Origin of the sequence: Streptomyces sp. NPDC058632 (genome assembly GCF_042717095.1) — a bacterium.
GTDB lineage: Bacteria > Actinomycetota > Actinomycetes > Streptomycetales > Streptomycetaceae > Streptomyces.
Genome location: NZ_JBHXQZ010000015.1, coordinates 60,211 through 83,674, shown reverse-complemented (window position 1 = coordinate 83,674; position 23,464 = coordinate 60,211). Strand labels below are relative to the sequence as shown.

Below are 23,464 nucleotides of genomic sequence, written 5' to 3'. Positions count from 1 at the left end.
AGACTGGCGGATCTTACGGCTGAGCTGCGGCTTCGCCGGTCGAGGCGGCAGGCGAGTACTAGACCGCCGGACACTGGTGCTGACCGTGGCTGACCCCTGTATCTGGCACGGTTGTGGCACGGACTTCGCTCGTCAACCACCGTTGGTTCCGGGGCGGGGGTCGGCCGATCGAATGCAGTCGTTGAGGGCGGCAAAGGACACTGGTGGACCGGCCGCCGCGCGAACGGTGCTCAGGCTGACGCTGTCCGCGTCTAGGGCAGCGACTGCTGGGCGGGGGAGTACGTAGAACTCCCACTGGGCCGTGTCGAGCGGGTTGTAGACAGCGTGTTCATGGGCGGTCTGGACGGCGAACACGTAGACGTCGGCGTTGTACGACTTCGCCTCCGAGTAACCACCCTCGGATGACCATGTGCAAGCGCGGAGCCCACTGAAGCGGATTTGAGAGGGCGTGCGCTGCTCCCAGGCTTGCAGATAGGCACCGGCCTTGACCTCGATGCGCAGTCCGTCGTCAGTCTCGACATCGTGGCTTGCCCACTCCACCCGGGGCTCGTGGGAGCCGACCGCCTGGTGGAGCAGGAATTCGGCGAACAGGCCGCGTGTGTTGTTCATGCGGAGGTCCGGCATGGCGAACCGCCAGAAGTCGACCACGGTGGCGTCCGGGACGCCGACGATCGACTCGTCGCCACGGAGCGGGGGCATGGGACGCGGGGTCAAAGGCAGACGGGCAGGCTGCTTCATGGGTCCGCAGTCTGCCAGCGAGGCGTGGACGCTTGCACATCTGCTGCCGGCAGCCCTTGCCAAGACGCTGGCTGGGTGGTCGCGGGAGTGGAGCCGGGTCCACGCTCTCAGCTTGGGAAGCTGAGGTGATCTAAGGTCGCTACTGGAGTGACCCGTAGCGGAGGGGCACTGCGCAGGGTGGGACGGTCCGTTGGTTCCCCGAGGTTCTCCGTACGATCTGGCACGATCCTGGCTTGGGCGGCCTTTCGGTACGCATTCGACTGCGGGACGGACGCGACCTATTAGACACTGTGCCGCGTGGACTGGCTCTCCCCTCTCTCAGGTCTCGTGGGCGCTATCGCAGGTGCGGCGGCTACCTACCTCGGTACTCATCAGGCGCAAGCACGAGCGCTCAAGGATGCTCGTCAAGCGCGAGTGGAAGCAAAGCAGGATGCCGCTATTGTCGTACTTTCCGATGGTTTTGCGCAGCTCCACCGGCATATCAGGTCGGTGCCTGAAATATCGCAACCCAACTTGGACATGGAGGGTCTACGAGAGCTTGCAGCGGCGGAAGCGGCGTGGGATCGACAACTGCATGACCTGCTCGGTCCCGTACGCATCGCTGTCGAAGCGATCCGCGACAAGGAGTTGCGTGTCCGCCTTCAGGAGGTTGTCAGCCAACTCGCTCAGTGGGAGTACGAGCTTAAGTATGCCTATTACCGGAGCCGACGGGCATGGGTCCTCGGCGGCCTCGTTGATCACGCAGTGGAGTGTGTCGGAGCTTGGCAGCGAGAGGAAGCGCTGCCCGAGCCGAACTGGGCCTATCAACGGGCTAAGGAATCAGTAGAGACGCGCGAAGAGGAGTGGCGACTCACTCTGGAGGCGCAAGAGGAAGAGCGTCGTGAACAGACCCAGCGGGAGGGCAGCGCCGATTCGTAGGAGTCCGGCAGGTTTCCGTGGCTCTGCCCGGCTACATCGACATACGGCTCCGGAGGGGGCTTCGGTCCCAGGCGTGTGCGCAGGTCACGGGTGTCTTGCAGGCTGGTTAGCGATCACTCGTCCACGGATAGTCCACAAACCTTGCCTGGTCCGTGTTGGCCGGCCTCCGGGGGTTTCGGACGGCCCAGGTACGGCTGAGCGCGACCGCCAGGGTATCCAGCTCCGCACCCACTTCGGTCAGCCGAGCCTGCACAACAACCAAACATACACATTCCTACGGAAAGCTACATGTGCGGCATTCGCGTAATGGCGTGCCCTTGCTGGCATACGTTGCTAACATCCCCACATGTCTCGACGGAACGAAGCCCTCAAGCTGTCAGAAGACTTGCTGAGTGATATCGAGCTGACTCGCATACCAGCTCAAGACATTGCCCGAAAGGCTTCCCGGCTTGCTCGCTTGATTGACGACTTTGAAGCCATTGAGTGGTTGAGTTATGAAGTCTCTGGATATCCCCAAAATGGCCTCGATAAAAAGTCTGTCGCTGCAGCTAAAAGGTCCAATAGGGAGACCCAAAACGACGACGGAAAGATCGCCTACTGGACGTCCCTACTGAGCCGATTCCAAGCATCTGTCGATCTCGCCAAGGCCCAGCTGGCCGCCAGTGCTGACGCACCGGTCAACATCACGTCTGCCAATCCCACTCAATATGTGAGCGCACCTTCCGGAAACAAGCATGAGAGATCTGCTGTAAGAAATCACGCCATTGAATCGCAAGAAAAGCTTGATAAAATTCTCGGCGCCATTCACCAATGGGTTTCAGGGGTTCACTACGAGCTACGCTTCGGCGCTGCGGTCGAGGATGCCTTCACCGTTGTTCGATCCAGCGTTGATGGCGACATCGCTAATCTAGTTCCAGACGCTGTGATGAGGCTCGCCTCGGCCTTTGAGCGGTCAGTTTCGGATAACCCAGAGGACTGGGCTGGGGCGGCATCCACCTGTCGTAGGTTGATTAAGTCGGTAGCCGACGAATTGAGACCTCCGGGTGATCCGGTAGGCAAGCGTCCTATGACCGATGCTCACTTCATTAACCGACTTGTTGACTGGATTGTGAATCGCCCCGGTATCAGTGAAACCCAGAGAGACGTGATCGTGGCAGACCTGGAATATCTGGGTCGTCGCCTAGACGCCTTCGCTGACGCTGGCAACAAGGGAGCCCACGCTGACGTCACGAAGTATGAAGCGTCCCGGTACATTACTGGGACATACCTGTTCTTGGGAGATGTGCTGAAGCTTCAGGAGGAGCCGACTCCCGGGAAGAGTGAAGAGTCATAGGCTGGCGGAGCGGATTTGGGCTGGAGTTTCAATGACCAGCCAAGCAGGCGGGGCGCCGTCCACCGGTTGCGAACGGCGCCCCGTGCAGCTCTTGCGCCAAGCTGCCCCTCGATGCGAACTACGGGCGGGAAGGTCGCTCAGGTCTACTCGGCCGGTCAGCCGTGGTCCTGGGCGTGCTGCCGGTCGACCTTCCTGCACAAGGAAGTGAAGCGGCGCCTCGCTTGGTACGCCGAGAAGGGCCCGAGGGCCTGGTCTTCGTCGGGGAGAAGGGCGCACCCTTCCGGCGTACCTCCTTCGGTCGGAAGTGGCGTCGGCTCGCGCGGTGCTCGGTCTCCCTGATGGGTTCCGCTTCTACGACCTCCGTCACGCCGGGCACACTCTTTCGACCCTCGCCGGCGCCACCCTCAAGAACACGATGGTCCGTGCTGATGCGGGCAAGCCTTGGGAGGACGAACCGATCGGCCTACGTCGGCTCCGTGCTGCACTGCTGGATGCCGCTGCCGTCCGCCGTCGTTGCCGTCAGGATTGCCGTCACCGCGAGCGAGAGAGCTGGGAGACCGTCCGCTGCTTTGGCACGCGAGCGGTACGTGCGGTCAACCCTGTTCAGGTGGCGTGCGCTCCCTCTATGCGCTGGTTGCCACCTTGTGTGACTCGCCTGGGCGCAGCACGGTTTAGGTGGATGCTGCTCGGTGCTGTGCTGCGGGACCATCAGGGAGGGGCGGTACGTCGTGGGTTCAGCCAGTCAATGGGCACGTGAGACCTTCGGGGACGTAGCCGGTGAGCTGGCTGACATCATCCCGGCTTGCCTCCGCCGGGCTCATGACCGTGCCCGGACCGGGCACGAGGGCGTCCACACTCAGACGCTCGAAGCTTACGGACACGGCCTCTATGCGGTGCAATACGAGGAACTGGCCGCCGGCATCTCCGGCCTTGGAGAAGCGGTGCGCCTGCAAGGACGCACGCTGATGCTCGTCCGCGGCCACCTCATCTACCCCCTCCGCTACGCGAAGAAAGACGTGCCCGTCACAGCTGCACGTCTCCGTCGGGCTACAGGCTTCCGAGCAGACCTGATTCGCCGCCACGGCCCGCCTCCCAGGCAGCAGGCATTCGACCTGGACTGGGGAGAACTCGATGATTCCGAGGTACATCCAGACCTGGAGCTGCTTCCCGCGGACGTGCGGCTCGTCCTGGTCGCCTATGCCTGTTCCATGGAGAAGGGTGTCATGCGCATTGAGTGGGGGTCTGCGGAGCTGCGCCGCGAGGACCGGTACCTGATCTGGCACCGTCACGAGCCGTTGCCAACCAGAGATTGACCCGGAGCCGTGGGCCAGTGGATACAAGCGTCAACGGCTCACGAAGCTAGTTCTCCGAGCTTAGGCATGGCTGTACCAGTGTCGCAGATCAAATCTTGTGACCTGGGGCTGCCGATCGGGACAGCTGTCAATGCTGGTCGCCGTTGGTCGGCCTCGGGGGGCGTCGGACGGCCCGCAGACGGCCCAGGGACGTCACCCTGCAGACGCTCGCCTGTCGCGGTCAGTAGCGCTGCATGGCTCACGCCACCCTATGGAGCGGCCCTTAGAAGAACTACGCAACGTGCCTAACCCGTTGCTGTCAGCGGCAGAGCTGTGCTCCAATGGCAGGTTTCCATCACAGGAGGTAGCGCGAGCGTGAAGCCAGGAGATTCGGTCCTTTTGAGGCACGCAGTAAAAAGGCTCAGCGAAGAAATCAAAAAGGGATCCCTTTCAGAAGGAGACGAAGACGAACTTCAGGTTGCATTATTGGTGGCCTTGGATGAAGCTATTGAGTTGTCACGTGAACTTGCACCCGAAGATCACGGTTGGTTCATGCGCGAGATAGAGAAGAGGCGCAGAGTCCGCAATAAGATGATGGCCAAGATTCGACGGACCCACCTGCGAAGGTGGGGGCGAGGATTCCGCCTCTTTGACGAAGCATTGACAGCTTCAGAGGTGCTGAACGCTGGAATTGAAGATGCCATTGGTGCATGGGTTCTTGAAAGCGAGCCCTCTATCTATCGAGAACCCCTTCTAGGGGTGCATGGATTCCTGGGAGGCAAGGCACTTAAATGCCTTCTCCTGCTCTCACTTCACTCGCGCGCATGCTCAATTTCGAATGAGATCCGCCTACTCGCCGAACACGGATTCCCGGAAGCTGTACGCGCACGAACGAGGAGTTTGCACGAACTCACAGTTATTTCCCTGGCGTTGTGCACCCCCGGACAGGGGGAGACAAACGTGTCAGACCGCTATGGCGCCTGGACGCTGGCCGAGGCCCGCAAAGAGTCACGTACCATCTCAGAGCGAGGGGGAACACCAGTGCCACTGGACGAGGCAGAGGCAGAGATGGAACGTAAAGCGGAAGCGGCATGGGGAAGCGACTTTTTCCGACAGAACGGCTGGGCAGCACCACTTTTCCCCGGACGCAGACCTCCGATCCCGTTCAGTGAAATCGAAAAACTGGTGGGGATGGAAAACAGGCGCAACTACTACATGGCCGGAAACGATGCAATTCACGCAGGCCCAAGTGCGCTCATGAATCGCCTGCGGCTCCGCAATGGGTCAATCTTCCCAACGCTTAGCGAAGTCCAGCATCAGACAATTAGACATTTTACAGCCGCGGCCTTAATTAACCTCTCCGATATAGGTGTAACGGCTTGCAGGGCGGTGGCCTCAATAACGGGAGATTTCGACCTTCTCTCTGGCGTAAAAGTCGTACATGACGCCGAAGAGCGCGCCGTGGAAGAGTTTAAAAATGACGGGATGAGGGCGTAATGACTAGGTCGGCGGATTCTCAATGGTTGAGTCAAGTCAACGGGGCGCCGTCTATCGGTCGAGGGTAGCGCCCGGGACTGGTCCTACTGGATCGGTCGAACTTCAGCTTAATTTCAGGCCCAAGGTAGCTTGAATTTCAGACGTCGGTGGCTTCGTCCTCCTGTTCTTGCTTCTCTTCCAACACTTCGGCCAAGAGGTCCTCTGGATCGAGCGGGGCGCTGGCGTTGCTGTATCTGCGGTGAGCGGCCTGCGCCGAGGTCCCAAGCGCTGCGCCAATGTCTGCCCAGGAAAGGCCGTACCTTCTGCATCGAACAACTTCCATCATCACTCGTAGCTCTGCCGCGGCTCGTAGCTCCGCAGCTAGCGCGAGTCGCTCAGTATGCGACGTAGCGTCCCTGTCCTCGCTGATCCTTCGTATGGCTGTGCGCATGAGTACGTCGGGGAAGTCGTCGGGGGCTTCGTTGCCGCCAAGAGAGGTCGCCATCAACACATGTTGATGTAGTCCCAATCTGAGCGCACCGTAAATCGCATAACAGCAGGTCAGGGGCGTTAGGCGCCCCGAAGGTACCCGATTACTGTCTGGTCTGCGGCTGAAGGGCCTTCAGAACGGTGACGGCCCCCTGGTCCTACGCAGGAGGCCGCCATCATCGTCAGATCCCTGGCTAGGAGGCCACAGTGTCCGACAAGCAGAAGTCTACGAGGGAGCGATCCGCCGAACCGAGGACAAAGAAGTCTGACGCCGGCAGATTGCGCACCCGCCTAGCAGAGCGAGCGGCACGTAAACACGTACGTCGACTCTTGAGTGTTGCTGCCGATGAGCTGGTTCGGGTAGCCGTGAAGGCGAGCGTAAGTGGAGTTGGGGCGCTGGCACTCCTTTGGTGGCATCACCGTCACTGACAGTTTCTATAGCAACCCACCACTTACCCCAGCTCCCATCCCGTCCGCCGTCGACCCACACACCGTGGAGCGGGCGTGGTTCAGGGCGTCCAGGTGGAGCGCGCCACTGTACGAACGACCTGGACGCCCTGGGCCGCGTCTGCTCGGCTCTGCCTGGGTCGACGGCGGACGGGATGGGAGCTTCCCCGCACACGCCCCTACGGGCCCGCAGTCGGCGACGGCGCCCCCTCCATCCCGGTGCCGGCCGATCCCCCGCCGGAGGCATTATCTTGTGCCCGCGGATGACGTCTCGCCCTTGCCCGCTTGCACGCAGCGCGCCGCCGGGCGCGGCCAGCCGGGGCGAAGACAGGAGGCAGGCCGCGCCGCAGAGGCGGCGCGCGCCCGCGCCGTGCGCGGGCCTTGAACCAGTAGAGAAAGTTTGAATCATGAGCTGGGCTCGTTGATCATCTAGGCTCGGGCCCGGCGCTGGCCTCCCGTGGTGTAGAACCCTGGTTATGGGGAGTGAGCGGCAGGAGCGGATGAAGGCGCTGGGGGCACGTCTTCGAGGGCTCCGGGCAGATGCCGGTCTGACGGGTGCTGTGCTGGCACAGCGCGCAGGAGTGGGACAGCCGACCGTGTCCAAGGTCGAGAACGGGCGGATGGTCCCCAGTGCCGACGTCTTGGGTCGCCTGTTGGGTGCTCTCGATCTCGATGAGTCGGCCGCTCGTGAGGTGCGTGACCTCCTGGCCGCTGTGGAGGATGCTCCGGACAACGTTGAAGCGTCCGACGGCAACGCGCTCGCCGGATCGGTCCTCGACGAGGCAGTGGGGTCCGCTCGGCTGGTCCGCTCCTTTCAATGCATCGTCCTGCCGGCCATGCTTCAGACCGCCGAATACGCCCGGCATGTCTTCGAGAGTGCGCCGAACTCGCCCCCCGAAGCGGTCGGCCGGGCTGTTGCTGCCCGCGTGGAGCGGCAGAGCGTCCTGTATCAACCGGGACGGGAGTCGGTGTTCGTGCTGACGGAAGCCGTCTTGCGTACCTGGCCGGGGGACCCCGCGCTGATGCTCGCCCAGTTCGACCGGCTCCTGGCCGTCGACAGCCTGAGTACCGCGCGACTCGGGATCATCCCCTGGCGCCGGGCGGTGCCGGTCATGCCTCGTCATGGATTCACCCTGTGCGACCAGCAGGCGGTCGTGGTCGAGACCTTCCGAGGTGAGCGGGTCGTGGACGACCCCGCTGAGGTCGCTGCGTACGAGGAGACCTTCAGCCGCTTCGAGGAAGCCGCGTTCTTCGGGATTGAGTTGCGGGAGCACTTGATCCGCGTGATGCACGAGTTCCGGGCACTGGCCGGCTTCACCACTCGTTAAAGGAATAATTCCTGACGATGCCTGGCATGCTGGTCATGCATGGGAATACTCTGCTCGCTGTGCTGTCTAGCCCCCTAGACGAGGAGAGTTCCGCATGCTCAAACGGTGGTGCCGCAAGTTCCCCGGCCTGCCCCGACAGGTAGCCGAGGCTCGCGACTTCGTCGCGGCCCTGCTTGGGGACGAGGGTTCGGCTCCCGTTGACGACGCCCTGTTGATCGTTAGCGAGCTGGCGACAAACGCCGTCCGGCACACGCGGAGCGGCCGGTACGGCGGCTGGTTTCTCGTGGCCGTCGGCTTTGGTGACGACGTCGTGCGCATCGAGGTGTTCGACGCGGGAGGGGACAAGGAACCGTTGCTCCGCAGCGTCAACAGCGACGTGGAAGAGGGGGGCCGCGGGCTGCTGCTGATCGCGGCGTGCGCCAAGAACTGGGGTGTGCAGGACCGGCCCCACGGGCGTTGCGTTTGGGCGGAGCTGGCACGGGTGAACGCGTGATGGCTCCAGGTGTGACGGCGGGCCGTGTCTGCCTTCCGGGCAGTGCAAGGTGAGTCCTCGTGGTGTACCTCGACGTAGGGCCAGGTTCTATGTGATCGGTGTGCGTTCCGGGCGGCGTCTCTCGCCCATATCGTCTAGGGCCCTAGACTCCTGGGTGACGCTGGGAGGTGAGGTCATGTCGGACGAGTTGCAGCGCATCATGGCAATCGATGATCCGTACTTGCTCTTGCGCGAGGTCACGACCCGTTTGGCCGACGCGCAGCAGGAGGTGACCGAACTCGCCCGGCTCCGCCGGCGCGTCGTTCAGGACCTCCATGCGCAAGGGCTGTCGTACGCGCAGATCGCCGTGAAGGCCGGCCTGAGTCGTGGCCGCATCCATCAGATCCGCCACACCGGTCCGGCGCCGGAAGGAGCCTTCCTCGGACGGGGCGCGGTCACCGTCGCAACCCCCTTGCGGCGCGACGACGAACGCGGGCGCACCGTCGTGGCCGTGGACGACGTGAGTTCCGGCAAGCGTCTGGAAGACCTGGCGCGGTCGTACGGGCTCGACGTCACCTCGGAACACGTGCCGGTGAACGGGGTCATCGACCTCAACCGTGACGGACTGGTCGTCGTCTGCGGTCCGCGTATGTCCCAGGAGATGTGGGACACCTACGCCCAAGATCCCGTACTCCACTGGGAGCGCGCCGAGGGCGGCCCGTGGACGATCGTCGACCGGCGAACCGGCACGGTGTTCCGGTCGGGACAGGACAGCGATCCGGTCCGTACTTCCGACGTGGGCTATGTCGGCAGGCTGCCGCGTCCCGACGGCAAGGGCTCCTTGCTCGCCATCGCCGGTATCCACACGCAGGGCTCCCTCGGCGTCGTGCAGCTGCTCGCATCCGACCTGAACGCGCTGTGGGGACAGGTGGGTGAGCATCGCTTCTCCACGCTGGTGGGTGTCGAGTACGACCCGGAGACGAGCGAACCGCGATCCGTCGAACTACTCACCCCCCTCTACCGGCACGACGAGGAGACATCGGCGTGAGAGTCGGCCTCGGCTCACTGCCCGCCGAACCGGGCCGGGAGAACGAGGACTTCGCCGCCACCGCTCCCGGAACGGCCGTTCTCCTCGACGGCGCCGGCACCTCCGGGGCGGAAACCGGCTGCAAACACGGCGTCGCTTGGTTCTCCGCGACGCTGGGCGGACTGCTGCTGAGCACCATCACGGCGCACCCCCACCGGCCCCTCGCCGACTGCCTTGCCGACTCGATCCAAGGCGTGCGGTCCCTGCATGAGGACACTTGCGACCTGGCCTGTCGGGCCGGCCCAACGAGTACGGTCGTCGCGGTCCGGGCCGGTGCGGGAGTTCTGCAACACCTCGTACTGGGGGACTCGTCGCTCCTGCTGGCCCGGAAGGACGGCAAGACCACCGTCGTCACCGACCGGCGCCTGGACGACGTCGGCAAGCGGCTGCGCGGGCCCGTCGACGCTCTGCCCACCGGGTCACCCGAGCATGCCGTCGCCCTCGCCGAGTACCGCGACACCCTCGCCTCGCTCCGCAACCGGCCGGGCGGCTTCTGGATCGCCGGACCCGATCCGCAGGCCGCTGGACACGCCCTCACGGGCGCTGTGCCGCTTGAGTCCCTGTCTTCCGTGACGCTGCTGAGCGACGGGGCGTCGCGACTCGCCGACCGCTTCCAACTCACCACTTGGCAAGAGGCATTGGCGGTTCTCAACTCGTCCGGGCCCGATGAACTGATCCGACGCGTGCGAGAAGCTGAGGCCGGCGACCCCGCGGGTCGACGCTGGCCACGGGGCAAGGCGCGGGACGACGCGACCGTCTTGCACTGGGTGCTGTCGTAGCGCTGTCCCGCAGACCAGGACCCCCTCGTATACCCCCCTAGACAGTTGATGGGGTGTCGGTCTACCTTGTACGTCAACCCCCCTAGACAGTTGAGGTGGGTCACTCCTCCTGCTGTCTAGGGGGGTATTCAGACCGACGCGGCGCCGGCCAACAGGTGCCGCCAACCAGTGAGGTTCAGAAATGCGTGTCATCCCCGTGGACTCCTCGTCCGCGACGCTGCTGGTCACGAAGCTGCCCGAGACGAAGGTGAGGGACCGCCAGACAGGAGAGATCGCCGTCGACCCGGTGACCAATGACCGGCTCATGGTTCTGGAGCTGGTGTTCATCGCTCAGGGCGGTTCGGACATGATCAAGGTGACCGTTCCGGAGCCGGGCATCGGTGAGGGCCTGGCGATGGGCGCCCCCGTCATCCTGTCCGGCCTCGTCGCCCGTCCCTGGGAGAGCGAGTTCGGCGGGCGGATGCGTCACGGCATCGCCTACCGGGCCGACGCCGTCATGATCGACGCCCCCGCGTCGGTGCAGGGCTGATCGCCATGACCGACACCGTGTGGACGCTGGTGCTGGCCCTGGTCGGTCTTGCCGCGCTGCTGGTGCTGCGCCGTCGCCTGCCGGTGACGTTCTGGTGGCTCGTCGGCTATCCGCTCGTCGCGCTGCGGGTGCTCACCACCTACCGGGCCACCATGGACGCCTGTGGCCTGACGGTCCCGGCTTCGGCCGTCCGTCGGGCCACGGCCCGGCTGATCGGGCGGGAAGCGGCGCCTGTTCCGCCTCGTCGGTCGCTGCCGCTGCCGACCGGCTCCGGTCTCGTGATGCGGCTGCGAATGGCGGCCGGGCAGGCGCCGGAGGACTTCATCGCGTCGGCTGACCGACTGCGGCATGCCTGGGCCGCACACGCCGTGCACATCCGTCCGACCAAGCCGGGGCGGCTCGAACTGCGGCTGATCGGCTGGGACGTGCTCGCGGATGTGCGACGCCCTCGGCAGTGGAAGCAGGCCGGAGGGCCGCTCTCACTCCCGCTGGCACTTCGGGACGACGGCCAGTGGCACGTACGGGACTTCCGTGCTGTGCCACATGAACTGATCCTCGGTGCCACACAGTCCGGCAAGTCCGTCTACCTGCGGAATCTGCTCTGCGGTCTGGCCCGGCAACCGGTCGTCCTCGTCGGAATCGACTGCAAGTGGGGTGTCGAACTGGCGCCGTTCGCACCCCGGTTGTCGGCGCTCGCCGACAACCCGGACCGGGCGAACGAACTCCTCGACACCCTGCTGGTGGAAATGGAGGCGCGGTTCCGCCTCATCGGTCTCAGCGCCGGGGCCGGTCCTGAAGCCGTGCTCACCTCGGACGTGTGGGGGCTGCCGGACGACGTACGGCCGGTGCCGGTCGTGGTCGTCGTGGACGAGGTGGCGGAACTCTTCCTCGCCGCGGGCAAAGAGGACGAGAAGCGGCGGGACGCCATGGTCACCAAGCTCATTCGCCTCGCCCAGCTCGGCCGCGCGGCCGGCATCTACCTGGAGGTGTGCGGACAGCGCTTCGGCTCCGAACTCGGCAGGGGCGCAACCATGCTGCGCGCTCAGCTGACCGGCCGGGTCTGCCACCGCGTCAACGACGAGTCATCGGCGAACATGGCGCTGGCCGACATCGCGCCTGAGGCGGCGCTGGCCGCCACTTCCATCCCGGCCGAACGGCCCGGCATCGCCGTCGTCGGCGACTCCTCGGGCGGCTGGTCCCGGATCCGTTCCCCGCACCTGACCCTCGACGATGCGGCGGCCGTCTGCCGCGACACTTCCGCCCTGGTGCCGGAACTGCCCCGGCTCGACTCCTTCCAGCCGGTCGTCGCCGTGAAACCCGCCGCGCCGGCCTCTCCCACCGCTGCCGCGCCCACCGCTCGCCCGGTGACCGACTAACCGCGCTGCCTCCCACGGCCGGCGTGACCGCCTCACGCCGCATCCCTACCCCTCCCATGCCCGAAACCGGAAGGCAACCCCGTGTCACGACCCTCCATCGCCGAGGTCAGCGCGCTCGTCGCCGACCTGGCCGCGCTCCGCCGGAACCGCACCTCCGCCGACTGGGCGGCGCTCATGGACCGCAAGGCGGACCTGTTGGAGCGCATCGCCGCCCACACGCCCGGCGACGCCGAAACCGCCGAGGTGGCCCGCCTCGCCCGTGAGCACGCCGACTCCCTCAAGCCCAGCAACTGACCGCGCCGGAAGGAACACCGTGCCCATGCGTGCCCACCTGGTCCGCGTAGACGCCGTGCTCGTACAGGCGGTCATCGCCGGGGCCCTGTCCTTCTCCCACCTGCACGACCTCGCCGAAGCGGCCGGACAGGGCGGGTGGAAGGCGTGGGCCTACCCCGTCAGCGTCGACCTGCTGCTGGTCGCCGCCTGGCGCCGGATGCGCGGCCAGCAACGCGCCGGACAACCGGCCGGGGGACCGCGGCTGTGGTTCCTGGTGGCCCTGGCCGCGTCCCTCGGGGCCAACGTCGCCACCGCCGGACTCCTCGACCCGGACCACGTTCCCGCCTGGCTCCGCGTCGTGGTCGCCGGCTGGCCCGCCGTCGCCTTCTTCGGCGGAACACTCCTGGCCCACGCACCGCACGACCCGGACACGCTGAAGGCCCCGGCGCCGTCGACCGCGGACACGGACACGGGTGCGGAGCTGCGTTCCGTCCCGGCCGCCGTCGACGCGCCCGACCGGGACGCGCTGCCGGCACCGTCCCCCGACCCCGCCGCAGTACCCACCGCCACCGAACCGGTCACCGCCCCATCCCCGGCGCTCGTTCCTGCCGTCGTCCTTCCGCCCGCGCTCGTCGACCGCGTCCGGGCCCTGGCCGAGGAACACCGCTCGACCACCGGTCGCCCCGCCGACCCCGACGCCGTACGCGCCCGGCTCGGCCTGCCCCCGTCCATGACCGCATCCGTCGCCGCCCACCTCTGAGAGGAGCACCACCATGCACCGGCGCTTCCGCAACGTCCGCCGCATCGGCCCCGTGAACGTCGCCTCTTACCTCGACCGCGGCAAGAACCGTCACCTGGCCGCCTGCACCGCTCCCCGCTGCGACTTCTCCGCCGAGTACGACAGCCGCGCCGCCGCCGAACTCGCCGCCCGTACCCACCGCTGCTCGGCCTGACAGGAGACCACCGCCATGGACGTCCCGCTCTGGTTCGCCCTGCTCTGCATCGGGGTCCTGGGCATCAAGCTCATCCGCCCGCCCTGGTGGCTCATCGCCGCACTCCTCCTCGGCGGCTACCTCCTCGCCGACAGCCTGCTGGCCCCCGTCATCGACACCGCCGTCAAGTAAGCGCGAAAGGAGATCCGCCCATGTTCCGGCCCAGGATCCCGACCATGCCCCAGCCGACCGGCCTGGTCGCCCCGCCTGTCGTAGTCGAGCCAACGAGCATCGCCCCGGCCCAGCAGACCTCGCCCCTGGCCTCCGTCGCCCCGCCGCCGTCCCGCCCGGCCTTCCAGCTCGCTCCCGGCACCGCGCTCGCCCTCGTCGGCGGCGGCACCGCCGTGGTCCTGGTCGTCGGCGCCGTCCTGATCTCCATGCTCCTCGCCGTCGCCGTTACGGCCACCTCCGTGGCTGTCTGCGCGGTGGTCATCCGCTCCGTCCTGCGCAGCCGCTGACTTCGTCCGCTCCGCTCCGTCCGGCCTGCTCAAGCTGTCTAGCCCTCTGGACAAGCCGGACGGGGGCCAGCACCCGCCCCCTGCCAAGGAGGAACCCGCACATGCACCCCGCGGCTCCGACCGGAGCCATCCGTCACCTGGCAAGTCTCGCCCGGCACGGCGACCTCAGCGCCTACGCCCGGCAGATCCAGCGTCTCGGCGGCTGCGAGCGGCCCGTACGGATGGAGGGCCACCGGCTCGACGTCCACGCCGCCACGGGTGAGATCGTCCGTGAGGTCACCGACCGTGACCTTCCGGCCGGACAGCTCCTCATCCGCTGCAACAACCGCCGGGTCACCCGGTGCGCCGCCTGCGCCGAGGTGTACCGCAAGGACACCTTCCACCTCGTCACGGCCGGACTGAGCGGCGGCAAGGGCATCGGCCCGTCCGTCGCCCGACACCCGCGCGTCTTCGCCACCTTCACGGCGCCCTCCTTCGGCCCCGTCCACAACAGGCCCGGCGGGGGCCGGTGCCGCTGCGGACGCCTCCACCCGGACGACGACCCCGCCCTCGGCACGCCCCTGGACCCGGACCGCTACGACTACCGCGCGGCCGTCCTGTGGAACGCACACGCCGGGGCGCTCTGGGGGCGCTTCACCACCTACCTGCGCCAACAACTCGCCTCACGTGCGGGCATCGGCCGCTCGGAACTGCGCCACTGCCTCAAGGTCTCCTACGCCAAGGTTGCCGAGTACCAGCGGCGCGGCGCCGTCCACTTCCACGCCGTCATCCGCCTCGACGGCCCGGACGGCGCCGAGGACACCCCGCCGGCCTGGGCCACGACCGAACTCCTCACCGACGCGATCCGCTCCGCGGCCCGGCTCGCGGAGACACCCGGCCCGGTCCTCGACGGCCACGCGTACGCCTTCCGCTTCGGCGAACAGCTCGACATCCGCCCCATCCGCTCCGCCGACTTCGCGGGCACCTCGGAACTCTCCAGCCGCGCCGTGGCCGCCTACATCGCCAAGTACGCCACCAAGGGCGCCGAGACCGCAGGCACCCTCGACCGGCCCATCCGCAACCCGATCACGGACCTGATCGGCTCCGGCGTCACCGACCACGCCCGGCGCATGATCCTCACCTGCTGGCGCCTCGGCGCCCTGCCCGAACTCGAAGACCTGCGCCTGCGCAAGTGGGCCCACATGCTCGGCTTCCGCGGCCACTTCTCCACCAAGTCCCGCGCCTACTCCGTCACCCTCGGCGCCCTCCGCCAGGAACGCGCCGACCACAACGAAGCCCTCACCCGCGAACGCGCGGCCGAAGCCGGTCACCCGCTGCCCGACCCGGACACCGTCCTCGTCCTCTCTCATTGGCGCTTCGCCGGAACCGGCTGGACGGACGCGGAACGCCTCGTTGCCCACGGCACTCCGCCACCCGAAGCCGTCCGGCCGCCCGCGGCTTCCGGCATTCCCGCCCTCGACCCGATGGGAGACCTCACCCGATGACCACGTTGACAGCGGTTCGCACGGCGGCCCTCGACGAGCCCGCCACCGACTCCGCCTTGGTGCTGCTGACCGTCGAAGAGGCCGCGCGGCGGCTCCGGATCGGCCGTACGACGTGCTTCCGGCTCGTCATGTCCGGCGAGATCGAGTCCGTGACCGTGGGGCGGCTGCGGCGGGTCCCGGTCGACGCCCTCTCGTCGTACGTGGCGAAGCTGCGGCGCCCGGCCGCCGTTGCGTAGGGGAGGGGACATGGCAGAGCAGAAGCGGACCCGCCAGCCCAACGGGGCCTCGTCCATCTACCTCGGCAAGGACGGCAAATGGCACGGCCGGGTGACGGTCGGTGTCCGTGACGACGGCAAGCCCGACCGCCGCCACATCGAGCGGAGGACCAAGGCCGAGGTGACCAGAGCCGTCCGGGAGATGGAGCGGGCGCGCGACGAGAAGAAGCTCAGGAAGCCGGGGCAGAGCTGGACGCTCCAGGCATGGCTCGAGCACTGGGTGGAGAACATCGCCAAGCCGTACGTCTCCGAGAACACGTACGACGGGTACGAGGTCGACGTGCGCGTGCACCTGGTGCCCGGTCTCGGTGCCCACAAGCTCGACCGCCTGGAGCCCGAACACCTGGAGCGCTTCTACCGGAGGATGCAGGACTCCGGGAGTTCCGCCGGCACCGCCCACCACGTCCACCGGACGATCCGGGTCGCCCTCGGTGAGGCGGTGCGGCGCGGCCACGTCCCGACGAACGCGGCGGAGATCGCCAAGGCTCCGCGGCTCGAAGAGGAGGACATCGAGCCGTACACGATCGAGGAGGTTCAGAGCCTGCTCGTGGAGGCGGCCAAGCTCCGCAACAGCGCACGGTGGGTCGTCGCCCTCGCTCTTGGCCTACGGCAGGGAGAAGCGCTCGGTCTGCACTGGGAGGACGTGGACCTTGACGCGGGATACGTCCGGATCCGCAAGAACCGGCTGCGCCCCAAGTACGCGCACGGCTGCGGTGCCAACCCCTGCGGCCGGAAGGCGGGCTATTGCCCCCAGCGGGAGCAGACCCGGCGCGAACACAAATCCACCAAGTCCCGGGCCGGGCGGCGCACCATCGGCCTGCCCGACCCGCTGATCAAGATCCTGCACCAGCACCGGGAAGCCCAGGAGCGGGAACGGATCGCGGCCGGTGCCGACTGGGAGGGCAAGGGGTACGTCTTCGCCTCGCCCACCGGCGGGCCGCTGAGCCCCAACACCGACTTCCACGTCTGGAAGCGGCTGCTTCGGGACGCCGGTGTCCGGGACGGCCGTCTCCACGACGCTCGCCACACCGCCGCGACCGTCCTCCTGATTCTCGGCGTCCCGGACGTCGTGATCGACTCGATCATGGGGTGGGAGCCCGGGGGAGCGGCCCGGATGCGCGCCCGGTACATGCATGTGACGGGGGTCATGCTCCGCAAGGTCGCCCAACAGGTCGGCGACGTGCTCTGGACGTCGCCCGGCTCCGGAGAAGAAACCGACTGAGACGGAAACTGAGACGGACAACGGCGAAGGGCCCCACCGCGAACGGTGGGGCCCTTCGACTTCGTGCCCGGTGAGGCACTGGCGGAGGATACGAGATTCGAACTCGTGAGGGGTTGCCCCCAACACGCTTTCCAAGCGTGCGCCCTAGGCCTCTAGGCGAATCCTCCGCCGGGAACATTACATGACCGAGGGCGGTGCTCGCGAACTCGTTCCCACCCCGCGACATGGGGTAGCCTTTGCGCAGCCCCTCACGCGGCGCTATCTGACTGAACTCCCCCAGGGCCGGAAGGCAGCAAGGGTAGGTCGGCTCTGGCGGGTGCGTGGGGGGCGTTTGCGTTCCCGGTGTCCGGATCGTCGGCGCGGGGCCGCGGGCGGGGCGGGTTGTCGGTGGGCGCCTATAACCTCGTAGACGTGTCGTCTCTCGCGCTGTACCGCCGTTATCGCCCGGAGTCGTTCGCCGAGGTCATCGGGCAGGAGCATGTCACCGACCCGTTGCAGCAGGCGCTGCGGAACAACCGGGTCAATCACGCGTACCTGTTCAGCGGACCGCGCGGCTGCGGCAAGACGACCAGCGCGCGTATCCTCGCCCGGTGCCTGAACTGCGAGCAGGGCCCCACGCCGACGCCGTGCGGTCAGTGCCAGTCCTGTCAGGACCTCGCGCGGGGCGGGCCCGGTTCGATCGACGTCATCGAGATCGACGCCGCGTCCCACGGTGGTGTGGACGACGCCCGTGACCTGCGCGAGAAGGCGTTCTTCGGGCCCGCGGGCAGCCGGTACAAGATCTACATCATCGACGAGGCCCACATGGTCTCCCCGCAGGGCTTCAACGCCCTGCTCAAGGTCGTCGAGGAGCCCCCGGAGCATCTCAAGTTCATCTTCGCGACCACCGAACCCGAGAAGGTCATCGGGACGATCCGGTCGCGTACGCATCACTATCCGTTCCGGCTGGTGCCGCCCGGGGTCCTGAGGGACTACCTCGGTGAGGTGTGCCGGCGGGAGGACAGTCCCGTCGAGGACGGGGTGCTGCCCCTCGTCGTGCGGGCCGGTGCCGGGTCCGTGCGTGACTCGATGTCCGTCATGGACCAGCTGCTCGCCAGCTCGGGGCCCGACGGCGTGACGTACGCCATGGCCACCTCCCTGCTCGGGTACACGGACGGCTCGCTGCTCGACTCCGTGGTCGAGGCCTTCGCCACGGGGGACGGTGCCGCGGCCTTCGAGGTCGTCGACCATGTGATCGAGGGGGGCCACGACCCGCGCCGGTTCGTCACCGATCTGCTCGAGCGGCTCCGGGACCTGGTGATTCTCGCCGCGGTTCCGGACGCCGCCGAGAAGGGGCTCATCGACGTTCCCGCCGATGTCGTCGAGCGGATGCAGGCCCAGGCCGGCGTCTTCGGCGCCGCCGAGCTGAGCCGTGCCGCCGACCTCGTCAACGAGGGGCTCACCGAGATGCGGGGCGCCACCTCGCCCCGGCTCCAGCTCGAGCTGATCTGCGCGCGCGTGCTGCTGCCCGCCGCGTACGGCGACGAGCGGTCGGTCATGGCCCGCCTGGACCGGATCGAGCGGGGCGTGAACTTCTCGGCGGGCGGTGCCGCAGCGGGTATGCCCGTCATGGGGTACGCGCCCGGGGGCGAGGGGCCCGGTGGGCACGCGGGGCACGGCGGTGGTGTGGGGGCTCCGGTTCCGCCGGCCGCTCAGGGAAGCCGGCCGCAGGCGCCGGTTCCGCCGGGGGGCGGTCCGGCCGCGGCTCGGGCGGCGGTACGGGGGCAGGGTGCGCCGGTACCGGCGCCGGACCAGCCTCAGTCCCAGCAGCCTGTACCGGCTCCGGCGGCTTCGGTGCCTGCTCCGGTTCAGGCTCCGGCCGCGGCACCGAGCGAGCCTGCGCCGCCTGTGCCCAGTGCGCCCGCTCCCGGCGCCTGGCCCACCGCCGCCTCCGCCGGGAGCGGGCGGCGGCCCGGTGGCTGGCCCACGGCTGCCGCGGCGGGGGGAGGGCAGGCTCCGAGCGCCCCCGCACCCGGCGCCCCGGCCCCCGCACCCGGACCCACGCCCCCGTCGGCCCCCGCGCCCTTCGGAGGCGGCGGCGGACCCGACCCCCGGACGATCTGGCCGAACATCCTGGAAGTGGTCAAGAACCGTCGTCGCTTCACCTGGATCCTGCTCAGCCAGAACGCCCAGGTGACCGGGTTCGACGGGACGACCCTCCAGATCGGCTTCGTGAACTCCGGCGCGCGGGACAACTTCCTGAGCAGTGGCAGCGAGGACGTGCTGCGCCAGGCCCTGGCCGAGCAGTTCAACGTGCAGTGGAAGATCGAGGCCGTGGTCGACCCCTCCGGGGGAGGTGCGGCGGCCCCGGCCCCGGGCGGCAGCCCCGTGGGCGGCCGTGGCGGCGGGGGCGGTGCGGGGTACGGCGCCGGGAGCGCGGGCGGCGGGTACGGGGATGCGGGCGGCGGTCCCGGTCAGCGCCCCGGTGCCTCCGGGCCGGCGGCTCCTTCGAACCCTTCGGGTCCCTCGGGCCCGGCTGTCCCGGCTGCCCCGTCCGGTCCTTCCGCCTCCGCACCGTCGGGCGGCGTTCCGGCGGCCGTCTCCGCTTCCGCCCCGGCGCCCCGGCCCTACGCCCCGGAGCCGCCGCCCCCCGTCTCCCCCGAGGACGACGTCCCGGAGGACGACGACCCCGACCTGGACGAGTCCGCCCTCTCCGGGAAGGAACTGATCGTCCGGGAGCTGGGCGCGACGGTGGTCGAGGAGATCACGAACGAGTGAAGCGGCTCGGCGACCGGGGCCGGGCCCGCCCGGTCGCCGTCCGGGTTGGAGGAAGCCACGAACCGGTTCGCCCCGGTCCTTCGGAAGCCCGCACAAAGCGAATTCCCCGGATCCCGTTAGGCTGACCCCCGTGAAGGTCCTCGTCATCGGCAGCGGTGCCCGCGAACACGCCCTGTGCCGTTCCCTGTCCCTCGATCCCGACATCACCGCGCTGCACTGCGCCCCCGGCAACGCCGGTATCGCCGAGGTCGCCGAGCTGCACCAGGTCGACGCCCTGGACGGCGCGGCCGTGTCCGCGCTGGCCACACGCCTCGGCGCGGACCTCGTGGTGGTCGGCCCGGAGGCCCCCCTCGTCGCCGGTGTCGCCGACGCCGTGCGCGACGCGGGCATCCCCGCCTTCGGCCCCTCGAAGGAGGCCGCGCAGCTCGAGGGCTCCAAGGCCTTCGCGAAGGACGTCATGGCGGGAGCCGGCGTACCCACGGCGCGTTCGTATGTCTGTACGACTCCCGAGGAGGCCGCCGCCGCCCTCGACGCCTTCGGCACGCCGTACGTCGTCAAGGACGACGGGCTCGCCGCCGGCAAGGGCGTGGTCGTCACCGACGACATCGAGGAGGCCAAGGCGCACGCCGGCGCCTGCGAGCAGGTCGTCATCGAGGAGTACCTGGACGGCCCCGAGGTCTCCCTCTTCGCCGTGACCGACGGCGTGACCGTGCTGCCCCTGAGGCCCGCCCAGGACTTCAAGCGCGCGCTGGACGGTGACGCGGGCCCCAACACCGGCGGCATGGGGGCGTACTCCCCGCTGCCGTGGGCCGACCCGAAGCTGGTCGACGAGGTCATGCAGTCGGTGCTCCAGCCGACCGTCGACGAGCTGCGGCGACGCGGAACCCCGTTCTCCGGTCTGCTCTACGCCGGTCTCGCGATCACCTCGCGCGGTGTCCGCGTGATCGAGTTCAACGCCCGCTTCGGCGACCCCGAGACGCAGGTCGTGCTGGCCCGCCTGAAGACCCCGCTGGCCGGGGTGCTGATGGCCGCCGCCACCGGCAATCTCGCCGATCTCGAGCCGCTGCGCTGGAGCGACGACGCCGCCGTCACGGTCGTCGTCGCCTCGCACAACTACCCCGGCACCCCGCGCACCGGCGACCCCGTCACCGGCCTGGACGAGGTCGCCGCGCAGGACGCCCCGCACGCGTACGTGCTGCACGCGGGGACGAGGCGCGAGGGCGACGCGACCGTCAGCGCGGGCGGCCGGGTGCTGTCCGTCACGGCGACCGGCGAGGACCTCGCCGAGGCCCGCGACCGTGCCTATCGCGCGGTCGCCCGCATCCGCCTCGACGGTTCCCAGCACCGTACGGACATCGCCGCGGAAGCGGCCGAGGCGGCGAAGGCCGGGCAGGCGGAGCAGGCGGCACAGGGCGCGTAAGCGTTACCGTGCGCGCCCCGGCGCAGGTCAGCCGGGCATGCCGCCGTCGGACCGCGCCACGAACGGCACGAACGGCACGAAACCCCAGGGGCCCCGGATCCGTTTCAGAATCCGGGGCCCGACCCTTGCCCTCCGTCATCCACCTTTCCCCTGAGCCATTCCATCGAGTGACCGATGCGGTATCCGGCTGACGAGGGCCGGAGCCCCAACTAGGGTGCCGCGCAAGCGTTCCGGCACTTGGCCCACCGGCATTGCGATGTCAGTGACGGGTGCCACAGTGGGGGAGTGGACAAGGCCGGGACAGTGTCGGGACCGTCGGGTGGGGGTGAGGCGGGGTCATGAGCGGAGGCGGCATGGGCAGTGAGGCGGGCGCGCAGACCGCGCGTTCACGGGCGCTCGCGGTGCTGCGCCTGCGCGGCAGGGTACTGGCCTGCGCCCTGTTGCCCGCGGCCGCCGCCGTGATCCTGCTCGTCGGCGTCCCCACCGGCCATTTCACCGGCATCGGCTGGGACCTCGCCCGCTGGACGCTCACCCCGCTCGCCGTGCTGGTCCTGTTCGCCGCCACCGGGGTCGCCCTGGTCGTCGCCCGCGCCCGGCCCGCGATGACTCCGACGGTCGCGATCGCCGAGGAGGCCGCCCCGGACCTGTACCGGATGGTGCGTGACCTCGCCGACCGGCTGGGCGTCCCCGCCCCGTCCGCGATAGCGCTCACCCCCGACTGCGACAGCTGGCTGGAGGACCGCACCCACCCGGCGCACGGCAGCCCTCCGCCCGCCGAGGAGCACGGTGACATGGCGGGCGTGGGCCGGCATCCGCGCCGCCGGACCGTCGCCGCGCCCGTGCTGGTGATCGGTTCCCCGTTCCTGTGGTGGATGCGCGTGGGCGAGCTGCGTGCGGTCCTCGCGCCGGTCGTCGCCGGTACGGGGCCTTCGGCGCATCCGGACATAGCCGCCGCCCGGCGCTTCGTCCGCGGTCTCGACGCGGCGGTGGCGGTGGCGGTTACCTCGGAACACCGCCGCGGGCCGGTGTTCCGCATGGTGTTCGCGGGCCTCGGCTGGGTCGCGCGGGTACTGCTGCGCAGCTGCCGGGGCCATGCGGCCGAGATGGAGCGCAGGGTCGCCGCGGCGGCGGCCGAGCGTGCCCAGGCGGTGGACTACGGGCTGCGGATCGTCGCCCAGGAACAGGTGGGACTGGCGTACGCGGGCTGGGACCGGCTGCTCACCCGGGTCGCGCTGCCCGCCTGGCGGATGGGCCGCTGGCCCTCGCGGCTCAACGCGGGGGTGGTGGCCGCGCTCACCGAGCTGTCCCGCCGGGACCGGCTGGCCGAGGGGTTCGCCTCCCGCCTCGGCGAGCGCCCCGCCTGCGATCTGCTCGAGGAGCCCGGCGCGGTGGACGAGGCCACCTCCCTCCTCGCCGCCCGGCTCTTCCACGGCGGTCCCGCCGGGCGCGGACCGCACTGGTCGCCGGTCCACTGGGGCGACTACCCGGAGGAGGTCGTCGACCGCAAGTGGCGTACGGACGCGGCCCGCCTCCACCGTGCCCTGGACGCTCTCGGCGTACGCCCCGCCGTCGGCGCGGACAGCCCGGGCCCCGACGGCCCGACGCTCTCCCGTGTCCTCGACCACCTGACGGACCCCGGCCCGCAACCGGGCCGGGAACCGGGCTTTCGCGCGGAACCCCCGCCGCACGCGATCCCGCCCGCACCCGGAGAACGCGAGGAACCCGCAGAACACGGGGCACGCCGGGACCACGGGGAACGCGGGGACCGAGAAGCCGCCCCCGTCGTCGGAGCGGACCCGGACGACGAAGACCTCGCCGGCACCACCCCGCGCAGCGTCGCCCTGGCCGCCCGTATCAGCGCCGAAGTGGCCCGCGAGGACGCGGCGGCCACCGCGCGAACCGCCTCGGCCCCGGCCATGAGTGCTCCGACGTCCCCGACGGCTCCGGGCACCCCGATCGTCCCGGCCCTGACGCCCGTACCGATGGACTCCGCTTCCCTCTGGGACGACCGGGCGCTGCCCCTGCTCCCCCTCCAGCCCCCGCGCACCGGCCGCGAACTGCTCGCCGAGCACATCACGGCGATGGTCTGCTGTGCCGCCATGGACACCGCGGGCGCGACCCCCGGGCTCGACTGGCTCGACGGACCGACCCTCCTCGTGGGCGGCATACGCGTCACGGACCTTCCCACCCAGGTCATGACGCTGATCGAGGACGGCGACCCCACGGCCCTCCGCCTGTGGCTGACCCGGCAGGGCATACGCCCGGAGAAGCCGGTCCGGCTCGTCTGAACCGGACGGGCGGGAAAGCCGACCCCCACTC

Annotated in this window: 23 protein-coding genes, 1 tRNA gene, 1 other RNA gene and 1 pseudogene; 23 read left to right on the top strand and 3 right to left on the bottom strand. The window is 68.8% G+C overall.

Annotated features, from left to right (window positions below):
* Positions 1 to 132 precede the first annotated feature (132 nt).
* Positions 133 to 699 (bottom strand): hypothetical protein, encoded by a 567-nt coding sequence (locus ACFWVE_RS08750; RefSeq protein WP_384009609.1) that lies wholly within the window; start codon positions 697 to 699, stop codon positions 133 to 135.
* A 336-nt stretch (positions 700 to 1,035) separates the two neighbouring features.
* Between ACFWVE_RS08750 and ACFWVE_RS08745 the strand changes: the two genes are divergently transcribed.
* The 5 genes and pseudogenes from ACFWVE_RS08745 (at position 1,036) to ACFWVE_RS08725 (ending at position 5,778) form a co-directional block, all read left to right on the top strand.
* Entirely contained in the window at positions 1,036 to 1,656 is a 621-nt protein-coding gene (locus tag ACFWVE_RS08745; protein WP_384009607.1) for a hypothetical protein, read from the top strand.
* A gap of 346 nt (positions 1,657 to 2,002) precedes the next feature.
* On the top strand, positions 2,003 to 2,989 hold the full coding sequence (locus ACFWVE_RS08740; protein WP_384009605.1) for a hypothetical protein: 987 nt from the start codon (positions 2,003 to 2,005) through the stop codon (positions 2,987 to 2,989).
* 189 nt (positions 2,990 to 3,178) lie between these two features.
* Positions 3,179 to 3,416 (top strand): annotated as a pseudogene (locus tag ACFWVE_RS08735) (site-specific integrase); the annotation flags it as partial.
* 301 nt (positions 3,417 to 3,717) lie between these two features.
* Entirely contained in the window at positions 3,718 to 4,302 is a 585-nt protein-coding gene (locus ACFWVE_RS08730) for a hypothetical protein (RefSeq protein ID WP_384009603.1), read from the top strand.
* A gap of 354 nt (positions 4,303 to 4,656) precedes the next feature.
* A complete protein-coding gene (locus ACFWVE_RS08725) occupies positions 4,657 to 5,778 on the top strand; it encodes a DUF5677 domain-containing protein (RefSeq protein ID WP_384009601.1) in 1,122 nt (373 codons plus the stop codon).
* 136 nt (positions 5,779 to 5,914) lie between these two features.
* On the opposite strand, the gene ACFWVE_RS08720 is transcribed toward ACFWVE_RS08725, so the two are convergent.
* Entirely contained in the window at positions 5,915 to 6,262 is a 348-nt protein-coding gene (locus tag ACFWVE_RS08720) for a hypothetical protein (protein ID WP_384009599.1), read from the bottom strand.
* 907 nt (positions 6,263 to 7,169) lie between these two features.
* Here ACFWVE_RS08720 and ACFWVE_RS08715 point away from each other — a divergent pair.
* From ACFWVE_RS08715 to ACFWVE_RS08650, 14 genes are all read left to right on the top strand, one after another.
* Entirely contained in the window at positions 7,170 to 8,021 is an 852-nt protein-coding gene (locus ACFWVE_RS08715) for a helix-turn-helix domain-containing protein (RefSeq protein ID WP_384009597.1), read from the top strand.
* Between the two features lie 94 nt (positions 8,022 to 8,115).
* Positions 8,116 to 8,514, top strand: coding sequence for an ATP-binding protein (locus ACFWVE_RS08710; protein WP_384009595.1), 399 nt, complete (start codon positions 8,116 to 8,118; stop codon positions 8,512 to 8,514).
* 175 nt (positions 8,515 to 8,689) lie between these two features.
* Complete coding sequence (locus tag ACFWVE_RS08705; RefSeq protein WP_384009593.1) at positions 8,690 to 9,541, top strand: sigma-70 family RNA polymerase sigma factor; 852 nt, start codon at positions 8,690 to 8,692, stop codon at positions 9,539 to 9,541.
* The gene (locus ACFWVE_RS08700) at positions 9,538 to 10,359 is read left to right on the top strand and encodes an integrase (protein ID WP_384009591.1); all 822 of its coding nucleotides are present in this window, start codon (positions 9,538 to 9,540) and stop codon (positions 10,357 to 10,359) included. Before ACFWVE_RS08705 ends, ACFWVE_RS08700 begins: the two co-directional genes overlap by 4 nt.
* Positions 10,360 to 10,540: 181 nt before the next feature.
* A complete protein-coding gene (locus ACFWVE_RS08695) occupies positions 10,541 to 10,888 on the top strand; it encodes a hypothetical protein (RefSeq protein WP_384009589.1) in 348 nt (115 codons plus the stop codon).
* A gap of 5 nt (positions 10,889 to 10,893) precedes the next feature.
* Entirely contained in the window at positions 10,894 to 12,264 is a 1,371-nt protein-coding gene (locus ACFWVE_RS08690; RefSeq protein ID WP_384009587.1) for an FtsK/SpoIIIE domain-containing protein, read from the top strand.
* Positions 12,265 to 12,345: 81 nt separating this feature from the next.
* Positions 12,346 to 12,558, top strand: a complete 213-nt coding sequence (locus ACFWVE_RS08685) for a hypothetical protein (RefSeq protein WP_384009585.1) — start codon at positions 12,346 to 12,348, stop codon at positions 12,556 to 12,558.
* A gap of 25 nt (positions 12,559 to 12,583) precedes the next feature.
* Entirely contained in the window at positions 12,584 to 13,297 is a 714-nt protein-coding gene (locus ACFWVE_RS08680) for a DUF2637 domain-containing protein (protein WP_384009583.1), read from the top strand.
* A gap of 13 nt (positions 13,298 to 13,310) precedes the next feature.
* Positions 13,311 to 13,490, top strand: a complete 180-nt coding sequence (locus ACFWVE_RS08675; protein ID WP_073889547.1) for a mobile element transfer protein — start codon at positions 13,311 to 13,313, stop codon at positions 13,488 to 13,490.
* Positions 13,491 to 13,505: 15 nt separating this feature from the next.
* On the top strand, positions 13,506 to 13,661 hold the full coding sequence (locus ACFWVE_RS08670; RefSeq protein WP_384009581.1) for a hypothetical protein: 156 nt from the start codon (positions 13,506 to 13,508) through the stop codon (positions 13,659 to 13,661).
* Positions 13,662 to 13,681: 20 nt separating this feature from the next.
* Positions 13,682 to 13,987 (top strand): SpdD-like protein, encoded by a 306-nt coding sequence (locus ACFWVE_RS08665; RefSeq protein WP_384009579.1) that lies wholly within the window; start codon positions 13,682 to 13,684, stop codon positions 13,985 to 13,987.
* A 101-nt stretch (positions 13,988 to 14,088) separates the two neighbouring features.
* Complete coding sequence (locus tag ACFWVE_RS08660) at positions 14,089 to 15,471, top strand: replication initiator (RefSeq protein ID WP_384009577.1); 1,383 nt, start codon at positions 14,089 to 14,091, stop codon at positions 15,469 to 15,471.
* The gene (locus ACFWVE_RS08655) at positions 15,468 to 15,707 is read left to right on the top strand and encodes an excisionase family DNA-binding protein (protein WP_384009575.1); all 240 of its coding nucleotides are present in this window, start codon (positions 15,468 to 15,470) and stop codon (positions 15,705 to 15,707) included. The genes ACFWVE_RS08660 and ACFWVE_RS08655 overlap by 4 nt, the downstream gene beginning before the upstream one ends.
* 10 nt (positions 15,708 to 15,717) lie before the next feature.
* Positions 15,718 to 16,968 carry a tyrosine-type recombinase/integrase gene (locus ACFWVE_RS08650; RefSeq protein WP_384009573.1) on the top strand — a complete coding sequence of 417 codons (1,251 nt, stop codon included), beginning with the start codon at positions 15,718 to 15,720 and terminating at the stop codon, positions 16,966 to 16,968.
* 79 nt (positions 16,969 to 17,047) lie between these two features.
* On the opposite strand, the gene ACFWVE_RS08645 is transcribed toward ACFWVE_RS08650, so the two are convergent.
* Positions 17,048 to 17,135, bottom strand: a tRNA-Ser gene (locus tag ACFWVE_RS08645).
* Between the two features lie 72 nt (positions 17,136 to 17,207).
* Between ACFWVE_RS08645 and ffs the strand changes: the two genes are divergently transcribed.
* The 4 genes from ffs (at position 17,208) to ACFWVE_RS08625 (ending at position 23,433) form a co-directional block, all read left to right on the top strand.
* Positions 17,208 to 17,306, top strand: an RNA gene (ffs, locus tag ACFWVE_RS08640) — signal recognition particle sRNA small type.
* A 73-nt stretch (positions 17,307 to 17,379) separates the two neighbouring features.
* Positions 17,380 to 19,725: a DNA polymerase III subunit gamma and tau gene (locus tag ACFWVE_RS08635; protein ID WP_384009571.1), complete on the top strand. Its 2,346-nt coding sequence runs from the start codon at positions 17,380 to 17,382 to the stop codon at positions 19,723 to 19,725.
* Positions 19,726 to 19,855: 130 nt separating this feature from the next.
* Positions 19,856 to 21,145, top strand: coding sequence for a phosphoribosylamine--glycine ligase (purD, locus tag ACFWVE_RS08630; RefSeq protein ID WP_384009569.1), 1,290 nt, complete (start codon positions 19,856 to 19,858; stop codon positions 21,143 to 21,145).
* Between the two features lie 338 nt (positions 21,146 to 21,483).
* Entirely contained in the window at positions 21,484 to 23,433 is a 1,950-nt protein-coding gene (locus tag ACFWVE_RS08625; RefSeq protein ID WP_384009567.1) for a hypothetical protein, read from the top strand.
* Positions 23,434 to 23,464 lie beyond the last annotated feature (31 nt).